The following is a 9,755-nucleotide window of genomic DNA, read 5'->3' as shown; positions in this document are numbered from 1 at the left end:
GTATATAAAAACAGTATCATTGAGAGGTTAAGATCATGCCACGCCTTTACGAAATTGAAACAGCCTGCCGGGCGGCGATAGTCATCGAGCCCAACGGCAGGCGCACCATCACCACCAGGCGGTTTCTGCAGGAGCTTGAGCGGTATAACTGGCACTGGTCGCCACGGCAGGCGAACCAGTGGATAGAGGGCTATGTGACGACATTCAAAGACGTCTCCACGCAAGAGGGCGACGACCGTACATTCCAGCTCTACAACCCGAATGGAGGGCTGTAACCATGGGATTTCCGTCTCCAGCATCTGACTATATCGAGGATACACTGACCGTCACGAAACTGTGCCGGATGGATGCCAACTCAAAAATCGTCAAAACAGATTCCGGCTATGCCATTTTGGATATGTCGCTTCGTCCGCAGCCTGGTGATTATGTTTTGATTCGTTACGATGGGATAACGGATTTCGGTCGGCTGCAGGGGCAATCGTTCATTACCCGGGATGGGGAGGCGGTCGAGGGCGATGGGGTCGAGGTATACGGCGTGGTGACGTTTTCTGTTAACGACCTGCGTCGGGACGACTGCCCGATTTAATGATGGGGCATGGATGGGGCATAAAATGAGTGTGAACATGGGCGAACTTAGTAACCATGTATCCATCAAGGCCATAACCTGTTGTTTGTGAATGCGCTCTTGGGCGACCTTGGATGTTAATAGAAACTACGCTCTTATATTATCAAAATGTAGCGATTTTCGTGTTTGACGTTGAAAAGATGAAGATTCTGCATAGCGAGAACATCACAACAGGAATAGACTGGGTTTGACACTTTATGGAACATGCTAAAGGTTTTTTATGACACAACAGCCCCAAGCCAAATACCGCCACGACTATCGTGCGCCGGACTATCTGATTAGCGATATCGATTTGACCTTTGACCTGGATGCCGCGAAAACCGTTGTTACGGCCGAGAGTAAAGTCTCCCGTCACGCGGCTGCGTCTGATGTGCCATTGCGTCTGGATGGCGAAGACCTGACGTTGGTCTCTCTGCAGGTTAACGGTCAGCCGTGGAGCGACTATAAAGAAGAAAATAACCAGCTGGTTATTGGCGGATTGCCGGAACATTTCACCCTGACTATCGTCAATGAAATCAGCCCGGCGGCCAATACCGCGCTCGAAGGGCTGTATCAGTCTGGCGAAGCGCTGTGCACGCAGTGTGAAGCGGAAGGTTTCCGCCATATTACCTGGTATCTGGACCGCCCGGACGTTCTGGCGCGCTTCACCACCAAAATTATCGCCGATAAGGCGAAATACCCGTACCTGCTCTCTAACGGCAACCGCGTGGCGCAGGGCGAGCTGGAAAACGGCCGTCACTGGACGCAGTGGCAGGATCCGTTCCCGAAACCCTGCTACCTGTTCGCGCTGGTGGCCGGTGATTTCGACGTTCTACGCGATACCTTCACCACCCGTTCCGGACGCGAAGTGGCGCTGGAACTGTTCGTCGATCGCGGCAACCTTGACCGCGCGCCGTGGGCGATGACGTCGCTGAAAAACTCGATGAAATGGGACGAAACCCGTTTCGGCCTCGAGTACGATCTCGATATCTACATGATTGTCGCCGTCGACTTCTTTAATATGGGGGCGATGGAGAACAAAGGGCTGAACGTCTTTAACTCCAAATACGTGCTGGCCCGCACCGATACCGCCACCGATAAAGACTATCTCGATATCGAGCGCGTGATTGGCCACGAATATTTCCACAACTGGACCGGCAACCGCGTGACCTGCCGCGACTGGTTCCAGCTGAGCCTCAAAGAGGGGCTGACCGTGTTCCGCGATCAGGAGTTCAGCTCCGATCTGGGCTCGCGCGCGGTGAACCGTATTAACAACGTCCGCACCATGCGCGGGCTGCAGTTTGCCGAAGACGCCAGCCCGATGGCCCATCCGATTCGTCCGGATAAGGTTATCGAGATGAACAACTTCTACACCCTGACGGTATATGAAAAGGGTGCGGAAGTGATCCGCATGCTGCATACCCTGCTGGGTGAGGCCAACTTCCAGAAAGGCATGCAGCTGTACTTCGAGCGTCACGACGGCAGCGCCGCCACCTGCGACGATTTCGTTCAGGCGATGGAAGACGCGTCGAACGTTGACCTGTCACACTTCCGCCGCTGGTACAGCCAGTCCGGTACGCCGGTGGTGAGCGTGCATGACGACTACAACCCGGAAACCGAGCAGTACCGGCTGACCATCAGCCAGCGTACGCCGCCGACCTCGGAGCAGGCGGAAAAGCAGCCGCTACATATTCCGTTCGATATCGAGCTATATGATAACGAAGGCAAGGCGATCCCGCTGCAGAAGGGCGGGCACCCGGTGCATCACGTCCTGAACGTTACCCAGGCCGAACAGACCTTTGTCTTCGATAACGTCTACTTCCAGCCGGTTCCGGCGCTGCTGTGCGAGTTCTCCGCCCCGGTGAAGCTGGAATATAAGTGGAGCGATCAGCAGCTGACGTTCCTGATGCGCCACGCGCGCAACGACTTCTCCCGCTGGGATGCCGCGCAGAGCCTGCTGGCGACCTACATCAAGCTTAACGTCAATCGCCATCAGCAGGGCCAGCCCCTGTCGCTGCCGGTTCACGTTGCCGATGCGTTCCGCGCGATCCTGCTGGATGAGAAGATCGATCCGGCGCTGGCGGCAGAGATCCTGACGCTGCCGTCCGCCAGTGAAATCGCCGAGCTGTTTGCGATTATCGATCCGCTTGCCATCGTGGCGGTGCGCGAAGCGCTCACCCGCACGCTGGCGAAAGAGCTGGCGGACGAGTTCCTCGCTATCTATAACGTCAATAAGCTTGACGGCTATCGCGTAGAGCATGCCGATATTGGCAAGCGTTCGCTGCGCAATACCTGCCTGCGCTATCTGGCGTTTGGCGACGCCGAGCTGGCGGATAAGCTGGTCGTCGCCCAGTATCATCAGGCCGACAACATGACCGACGCGCTGGCTGCCCTGTCGGCAGCGGTGGCGGCGCAGCTGCCGTGCCGCGATGCGCTGATGCAGGAGTATGACGATAAATGGCATCAGGACGGCCTGGTGATGGACAAATGGCTGATCCTGCAGGCCACCAGCCCGGCGGATAACACCGTGGAGACGGTGCGCGCGCTGCTGAACCACCGTTCGTTCAGCATGAACAACCCGAACCGCATTCGCTCGCTGATTGGCGCCTTTGCCAGCAGCAACCCGGCAGCCTTCCACGCCGAAGACGGCAGCGGATATCAGTTCCTGGTGGAGATGCTGACCGAGCTGAACAGCCGCAACCCGCAGGTGGCGTCGCGTCTGATTGAGCCGTTGATTCGTCTGAAGCGTTATGATGCCAAACGCCAGGCGCTGATGCGCGCGGCGCTGGAGCAGCTGAAAGGTCTGGAGAATCTCTCCGGCGATCTGTTCGAGAAAATCAGTAAGGCGTTGGCGTAATAGCGTCCGCTCCCGAAGTGCGGCGGCAGCGCCGCGCTCCGGGAGCCGTTAGCCGTGACTGAACAGGCGCGGGGAGGCTTCGTGCCTGCCGCGCTTCATTACTCTGTTGAGAACCTCTGCCTCCAGCTCCGCCAGCCGCGCCGAACCGGTATGCCGCGGGCGCGCAATATCTACCGTAACGTCCAGCCCAATCTTGCCCTCTTCAATCAACAGCACCCGATCGGCCATCGCCACCGCTTCGCTCACGTCGTGAGTCACCAGCAGGACGGTGAAGCCATGTTTCTGCCAGAGCGAGACGATTAAATCCTGCATCTCGAGGCGGGTGAGGGCGTCCAGCGCGCCGAGCGGCTCGTCGAGCAGCAGCAGGCCGGGGCGATGAATCAGCGCCCTAGCCAGCGCCACGCGCTGCTTTTGTCCGCCGGAAAGCGCCGCCGGCCATTCATTGGCGCGGTTTTCGAGGCCGACGCTGGCCAACGCCTGCAGGGCCGCCTCCCGCCACGAGCCTTTAAGCCCGAGGCCGACGTTATCGATCACCGTTTTCCACGGCAGCAGGCGCGAATCCTGAAACATCATGCGGGTATCGTCCTGGATTTGCGCCAGCGGCGTGGCTCCCGCCAGCAGCTCGCCGGCGTTGGGTTTCTCCAGCCCGGCCAGCAGGCGCAGCAGGGTACTTTTACCGCCGCCGCTGCGCCCGACCACCGCGACGAACTGCCCGGTGGGAATATGTAAATCCAGCGCGTTAAGAATGGTGTTTTCGCCGTAGCGTTTGGTCACGCCGTTAAGCAACAGCGGGATCCCTGGGTTCAGACGGGCGGTCGTCATGCGTTAGCCTCCTGAAGATGATAGGCCGGATTCCAGCGCAGCCAGACGCGTTCCAGCAGCTGTGCGCTGAAGTCGGCCAGTTTGCCCAGAATGGCGTAGAGAATGATGGCCACGACCACCACGTCGGTTTGCAAAAACTCGCGCGCGTTCATCGCCAGGTAGCCGATGCCGGCGTTGGCCGAGATGGTCTCGGCGACGATCAGCGTTAGCCACATCAGGCCGAGCGCGAAGCGGATACCAACCATGATTGACGGCAGGGCTCCGGGAAGAATCACGTGACGAAATAGCGCAAAACCGGATAAGCCGTAGCTGCGCGCCATCTCGACCAGCCCGCGGTCAATGTTGCGGATACCGTGCCAGGTGTTGATATAGATTGGGAACATGGTGCCCAGCGCGACGAGAAAAATCTTGGCGCTCTCGTCGATGCCGAACCATAAAATAACCAGCGGGATCAGGGCCAGGTGCGGCACGTTGCGCAGCATCTGAATCGAGGTATCCAGCAGACGCTCTCCCCAGCGGGAGAGGCCGCTGATCATCCCCAACGCCAGGCCAATGGAGCCACCGATAGCGAAGCCAAGCAGCGCGCGCCACGAGCTGATGGCCAGATGTTGCCAAAGCTCGCCGCTGGCGGAGAGCGTCCAGAAGGCTTTCAGCACCCCTTCCGGCGAAGGCAGGATCCGGGTGGAGAGCCAGCCCACCGAAGAGGCGAGCTGCCAGACGATAACGGTGCCGACCGGTAAAAACCAGGGGGCAAGGCGGATCAGCAGTTTTTGCCCAGCGATAGCCATATGTCGCTCCTCAGCTCTGCGCCGCTTTACGTGGGATAAATTCATTCGCTACCGCTTCACCCTGCGGACGCAGGTTCTGCGGCTGCGGGATTGACGGAATATTGACGTCCAGCAGCGGGAACAGCAGCTCGCCAACGCGCAGAGCTTCCTCAAGGTGCGGATAACCGGAAAGCACGAAGCTATCGATACCGAGCTCGGCATATTCGTTGATGCGCTCGGCAATCGTGGCGGCATCGCCGACCAGCGCGGTGCCGGCGCCGCCGCGTGCCAGGCCGACGCCGGCCCACAGGTTAGGGCTGATTTCGAGCTTGTCGCGCTGGCCGTTATGCAGCGCGGCCATGCGCTGCTGGCCGACGGAATCGGTTTGCGCAAAGGCGGCCTGCGCCCGGGCGATGGTGTCATCATCCAGATGGGAAATTAAGCTCTCCGCTGCCTGCCAGGCCTCTTCGTTGGTTTCACGCACGATGACGTGCAGGCGGATGCCGAAACGAACCTTACGGCCGTGACGGGCGGCCTTTTCACGCACTTGGGCGATTTTTTCCGCCACCTGCGCCGGAGGCTCTCCCCAGGTCAGATAGAGATCGACCTGCTCGGCGGCGAGATCCTGCGCCACTTCAGAAGATCCGCCGAAGTAGAGCGGGGGACGCGGCTGCTGCAGCGGCGGGAACATCAGCTTCGCACCGCGCACGCGCTGGTGCTTGCCGTTGAAGGTGACGGTTTCGCCCTCCATCAGCCGGCGCCAGATATGGGTAAATTCCGCCGAGGCTTCATAGCGCTCGGTGTGATCGAGGAATACACCGTCGCCGGCGAGCTCCTGCGGATCGCTCCCGGTCACCAGGTTAAACAGCGCCCGGCCGTTGGAGAGCCGATCCAGCGTCGCCGCCTGGCGCGCGGCGACCGTTGGCGACACCACGCTCGGACGCAGGGCGACGAGAAACTTCAGGCGCTGAGTCACCGGGATCATCGAGGCGGCCACCAGCCAGGCGTCTTCGCATGAGCGTCCGGTGGGGATCAGGACGCCGGTATATCCGAGGCGATCGGCGGTCTGCGCAATCTGCTGCAGATAGCCGTAATCAACCGGACGCGCGCCTTGCTCGGTACCAAGATAGCGGCCGTCACCGTGAGTAGGTAAAAACCAGAACATATTCAGACTCATGATTTCGCTCCTTGAAGGGCCGCGGGCTGCCAGATGCGCGCGCGGATATCGACTTTTTTCGGCACCAGCTTGTTCTCATAGAACAGATCGGCGGTTTGCTGCTGGCGAGCGGCGGTTTCGGCGCTAACCGGCGTAATGGTGGTTGGCGGGCGATGGTCGAGATAACTGGCTATCACCGCCTCAGGAAGCCCCATGATTTTGGCCAACAGGGTAATGCTTTGCGCACGCTGGCTGAGCGTCAGCGCATCGGCCTGGCTAAAGGTCTGCAGCACGCCCTCAATAAACGCGCCATTTTTTTGCGCATAAGGGCGGGAAGCGAGATAAAAAGAGCCGGTTTGCTTCAGGTCGGTGCCATCTTTCAGAACCCGGGCGCCGCCCTGCTGGAGAGCCGCGGAGTAGTAGGGGTCCCAAATGGCCCACGCGTCGACGTTACCCTGCTGGAAAGCCGCACGCGCGTCGGCGGGAGCAAGATAAACCGCCTGGATATCGCTGAACGTCAGGCCCGCCTGCTGTAAGGCGCGCAGCAGCAGGTTGTGGGAGCTGGAGCCGCGCTGAAAGGCGACCTTACGGCCTTTTAGCTGGGCGACCTCTTTAATCGGGCTGTTTTCCGCCACCAGAATCACTTCGGCTTTGGGTTTCGGCGGTTCGGCGCCGACGTACACCAGATCGGCCCCGGCGGCCTGGGCAAAGATAGGCGGAATATCGCCGGTGCTGCCAATATCAATGCTGCCGACGTTTAACGCTTCGAGCATCTGCGGGCCGGCGGGAAACTCCACCCAGGAGATTTTGGTGCCCGGATAGCGCTGTTCCAGCAGTTGGTGGCTTTTTGCCAGCACCATGCTGACGCTGCCTTTTTGATAGCCGATACGCAGAGCGTCCGGTGCGGACTGTGCCGCGTGACTCAGGGCGGAGAGCATCAGCAGCCCGCCGAGTGCCAGAGGAGCGAGGAGTTTACGCATGTTCGACCCCTCGGGTTGCTTTCAGGGCCGGCGCGCGGCTGGTTGGGCGATGAAGCGCCTGCCAGAACGTCTCCAGCGCGTGGTCGAGGCGACCCTGCAGGTTTGGCGTAAACTGCGGCTTGTGCTGATAGTCAGTCACCTGGCTATCATCGGCAAACACGCCGTGGAGGATCTCCTGGGCTTTCAGGGCGTTAAGAACCGGCTTCAGGGCATAGTCCACAGCCAGCATATGGGCGATGGTGCCGCCGGTCGCCAGGGGCAGGACGATTTTGCCTTCCAGCGCACGTTCCGGCAGCAGGTCGAGCAGCGTCTTCAGCGCGCCGGAAAAAGAGGCCTTGTAGACCGGGGTGGCGATAATCAGGCCATCCGCGCCGGCTAGCTGTTCATTAAGAGTCTGCAGCGCCGGATTATCGAAACGCGCATAAAGAAGATCTTCCGGATCAAAATTCTGCAGGTGCCAGTGGCAGACTTCAACATCAGCGGCGGAGAGCGTCTCTCTGGCATATTCCAGAAGGGCGCTGGAACGGGAAGGGTAGCGCGGGCTGCCCGCAAGTGTGATGACACGCATGTTCTCTCTCTCCTTATAACCAAATGTTTGCATTTATCTATTATTGATAACATTTACCGGCAGTGTGACAGAGGCGATTTATTTACCTAAATGATTTTTCCACCCTTGTTTTGTCAGAATTTGCATAAAGCAGGGCGGAAAAGTAAACGTTTGCGTCGGATGGATGATTTTTTGTCACAGGTCAATTCCCTTTCCGCTGAGGATCGAACATAATACGCCCCCGGTTTGCACACCGGGAATCCAGGAGAGTTCATGTACTACCCCTTCGTTCGTAAAGCTCTTTTTCAGCTCGATCCTGAGCGCGCTCATGAAGTAACCTTCCAACAATTACGCCGTGTATCGGGAACGCCGCTTGAAATGCTGATCCGCCAGAAGGTGCCGTCTAAACCGGTGACCTGCATGGGGCTCACGTTTAAGAATCCGCTGGGTCTTGCCGCTGGGCTGGATAAAAACGGCGAGTGTATCGATGCGCTCGGGGCAATGGGTTTTGGTTCAATCGAAATTGGTACCGTGACGCCGCGCGCGCAGCCGGGTAACGATAAGCCGAGGATCTTCCGCCTGGTGGCGGCAGAAGGTTTGATCAACCGTATGGGCTTTAATAATCTCGGCGTTGATAACCTCGTCGAGAACGTTAAAAAGGCGCATTTTGACGGTATTCTTGGGATTAATATCGGTAAAAATAAAGACACCCCGGTTGAGCAGGGAAAAGATGATTACCTGATTTGTATGGAAAAAGTCTATCCCTACGCCGGCTATATCGCCATTAATATCTCCTCACCGAATACCCCGGGGCTGCGTACTTTACAATATGGCGACGCGCTCGATGATTTACTTACCGGTATTAAAAATAAGCAGCTTGAGCTGCAGCAGAAGCATCAAAAATATGTCCCGGTGGCCGTGAAGATCGCCCCGGATCTTTCTCTTGAGGAGTTGATCCAGGTGGCCGATAGCCTGGTTCGCCATAATATTGACGGCGTGATTGCCACCAATACCACCCTCGATCGATCGCTGGTGCAGGGAATGCAATATTGCGATGAAACCGGTGGCCTCAGCGGTCGTCCTCTGCAATTAAAAAGCACTGAGATTATCCGCATGCTGGCGACAGAATTAAACGGCCGCTTGCCAATTATCGGAGTCGGCGGGATTGACTCTGCGATTGCTGCTCGGGAAAAAATCGCCGCCGGTGCGACGCTGGTTCAGATTTATTCTGGCTTTATTTTTAAAGGTCCGCCGCTGATTAAAGAAATTGTTACCAATATCTAATCTTTTCCCCCTCTGAAACACCCCCAGGGCTTTATTTCCGGCCCTGGTTGTTTTATATTCCCTCATTGTTGCTTATTTAGACATTTTGGTCTTTTCTTAATTTTGGAAATAATTCTGTTGCCGTATGCTGTGCATTACAGATGGAAGTGAAAGAGGACGGGGGAAAAATGCGGATTAAACCTGACGATAACTGGCGTTGGTATTACGATGAAGAGCACGATCGTATGATGCTCGATTTGGCCAATGGTATGTTGTTCCGCTCGCGCTTTGCGCGCCGGATGCTCACGCCCGATGCATTCGCGCCATCCGGATTTTGCGTTGACGACGCAGCCCTTTATTTTTCCTTCGAAGAAAAATGCCGGGATATAGAATTATCTAAAGAGCAGCGCGCTGAATTAGTGCTTAACGCGCTGGTCGCCATTCGTTTTCTTAAGCCCCAGATGCCGAAAAGCTGGCATTTCACCAGCCATGAAGAGAGCTGGCAGCTCGGCGGCGGCGATACCGCCAGCGCCTGGCTCAGCGATACCGGACAGCAGGTGAATCTGCTGGTGGTGGAGCCCGGCGAAAATGCCGCGCTGTGCCTGCTGGCCCAGCCGGGGTTAACCCTGGCCGGACGGGTGATGCAGCTTGGCGACGTGATTAAAATTATGAACGACAGGCTGCAGCCCGCGCCACGAATCTCCAGCTACAGCCTCGGCGAGGCGGTTTAGGCCGGCGAGTCTCTTTGGCCGCCAGCCG

At 57.9% G+C, this 9,755-nt stretch carries 9 protein-coding genes and 1 pseudogene; 5 read left to right on the top strand and 5 right to left on the bottom strand.

The features are described 5' to 3' along the window. Positions 1-35: 35 nt before the first annotated feature. The 3 genes from GVK32_RS26850 (at position 36) to pepN (ending at position 3,461) form a co-directional block, all read left to right on the top strand. A complete protein-coding gene (locus tag GVK32_RS26850; RefSeq protein ID WP_159873768.1) occupies positions 36-275 on the top strand; it encodes a DNA polymerase V in 240 nt (79 codons plus the stop codon). A 2-nt stretch (positions 276-277) separates the two neighbouring features. After that, on the top strand, positions 278-586 hold the full coding sequence (locus GVK32_RS26845) for a hypothetical protein (RefSeq protein WP_159873766.1): 309 nt from the start codon (positions 278-280) through the stop codon (positions 584-586). Positions 587-845: 259 nt separating this feature from the next. After that, complete coding sequence (pepN, locus tag GVK32_RS26840; protein ID WP_159873764.1) at positions 846-3,461, top strand: aminopeptidase N; 2,616 nt, start codon at positions 846-848, stop codon at positions 3,459-3,461. A 48-nt stretch (positions 3,462-3,509) separates the two neighbouring features. Here the strand turns inward: pepN and ssuB are convergent, their stop codons facing one another. The 5 genes and pseudogenes from ssuB to ssuE form a co-directional block, all read right to left on the bottom strand. Continuing rightward, positions 3,510-4,283: an aliphatic sulfonates ABC transporter ATP-binding protein gene (ssuB, locus tag GVK32_RS26835; RefSeq protein WP_159873762.1), complete on the bottom strand. Its 774-nt coding sequence runs from the start codon at positions 4,281-4,283 to the stop codon at positions 3,510-3,512. Beyond that, a complete protein-coding gene (gene ssuC / locus GVK32_RS26830; protein WP_041144816.1) occupies positions 4,280-5,071 on the bottom strand; it encodes an aliphatic sulfonate ABC transporter permease SsuC in 792 nt (263 codons plus the stop codon). Before ssuC ends, ssuB begins: the two co-directional genes overlap by 4 nt. A 10-nt stretch (positions 5,072-5,081) precedes the next feature. Further along, entirely contained in the window at positions 5,082-6,227 is a 1,146-nt protein-coding gene (gene ssuD, locus GVK32_RS26825; RefSeq protein WP_159873760.1) for an FMNH2-dependent alkanesulfonate monooxygenase, read from the bottom strand. Continuing rightward, a pseudogene (locus tag GVK32_RS26820) lies at positions 6,187-7,186 on the bottom strand (sulfonate ABC transporter substrate-binding protein). The gene ssuD and the pseudogene GVK32_RS26820 overlap by 41 nt, the downstream one beginning before the upstream one ends. Next, positions 7,179-7,754 carry an NADPH-dependent FMN reductase gene (gene ssuE / locus GVK32_RS26815; protein WP_041144819.1) on the bottom strand — a complete coding sequence of 192 codons (576 nt, stop codon included), beginning with the start codon at positions 7,752-7,754 and terminating at the stop codon, positions 7,179-7,181. The pseudogene GVK32_RS26820 and the gene ssuE overlap by 8 nt, the downstream one beginning before the upstream one ends. Positions 7,755-8,006: 252 nt before the next feature. Between ssuE and pyrD the strand changes: the two genes are divergently transcribed. Further along, on the top strand, positions 8,007-9,017 hold the full coding sequence (gene pyrD, locus GVK32_RS26810) for a quinone-dependent dihydroorotate dehydrogenase (protein WP_159873758.1): 1,011 nt from the start codon (positions 8,007-8,009) through the stop codon (positions 9,015-9,017). A 167-nt stretch (positions 9,018-9,184) separates the two neighbouring features. After that, positions 9,185-9,727, top strand: coding sequence for a cell division protein ZapC (gene zapC, locus GVK32_RS26805; RefSeq protein ID WP_159873756.1), 543 nt, complete (start codon positions 9,185-9,187; stop codon positions 9,725-9,727). Positions 9,728-9,755: the final 28 nt, after the last annotated feature.

It is taken from the genome of Klebsiella sp. 18074 (assembly GCF_902705905.1).
GTDB classification, from domain to species: domain Bacteria; phylum Pseudomonadota; class Gammaproteobacteria; order Enterobacterales; family Enterobacteriaceae; genus Klebsiella; species Klebsiella terrigena.
This window is presented reverse-complemented; position numbering and strand designations above follow the sequence as displayed.